Origin of the sequence: Tepidimonas fonticaldi (assembly GCF_001675355.1) — a bacterium.
GTDB lineage: Bacteria > Pseudomonadota > Gammaproteobacteria > Burkholderiales > Burkholderiaceae_C > Tepidimonas > Tepidimonas fonticaldi.
Map to the genome: position 1 here is coordinate 1 of NZ_LZDH01000055.1, position 946 is coordinate 946.

At 41.6% G+C, this 946-nt stretch carries 1 protein-coding gene; it reads right to left on the reverse strand.

Annotated features, from left to right (window positions below; genetic code table 11):
• On the reverse strand, positions 1-946 hold a 946-nt coding region (gene purH, locus A9O67_RS13105; RefSeq protein WP_082955401.1), incomplete at both ends, for a bifunctional phosphoribosylaminoimidazolecarboxamide formyltransferase/IMP cyclohydrolase.

The following is a 946-nucleotide window of genomic DNA, read 5'->3' on the forward strand; positions in this document are numbered from 1 at the left end:
GCGAACGTTTTGTTTAGTCTCAAGAATAGGCAATGCATCTTTAGCAACAGAAGGCGCGATAATGACTTCTACAAATTGGCGGTCAATGATCGCTTGAGCGGTTTCTTTAGCTAATTGACGGTTAAACGCGATAATGCCACCAAAAGCAGACGTTGGGTCAGTTTTGAATGCGTTATCATAAGCTGTATGAATAGAATCACCGATAGCGACACCACAAGGGTTAGCATGTTTGACAATTACACAAGCAGGTTCTTCGAATGATTTAACACACTCAAGAGCCGCATCGGTACCAGCGATATTATTATAAGACAGGGCTTTACCTTGAATTTGTTGTGCAGTTGCAATAGAAGCTTCTTTTGGGTTTTCTTCTATATAAAAAGCAGCATCTTGGTGGCTGTTCTCTCCATAACGCATGTCTTGTTTTTTTATAAAATTTAAATTCAAGGTGCGAGGGAAACGGCCAGAAGGTTGGGTCGTATCACCATAATAAGGGGCAACTAATTCACCAAAGTAATTCGCAATCATGCTGTCATAAGCAGCTGTGTGTTCGAAAGCTTTTATTGCGAGGTCAAACCGAGTTGACCAATTTAGCGAGTTTTCGTGGTTATCCATCTCATCAATGATGGTTTGATAGTCATTACTATTCACTACAATTGCTACATCTTTATGATTTTTAGCCGCGGAGCGCACCATGGTTGGGCCGCCGATATCAATATTTTCTACAGCATCTTCAAGGGTACAATTTGGTTTTGCCACTGTTTGGGCAAAAGGGTACAGGTTAACAACGACCATATCGATAGGGGCAATATCATGCTGTTGCATAATGGCATCATCAGTACCGCGACGACCTAAAATTCCGCCATGCACTTTCGGGTGCAATGTTTTCACTCGACCATCCATCATTTCAGGAAACCCAGTGTAATCTGAAACTTCAGTTACGTTTAGT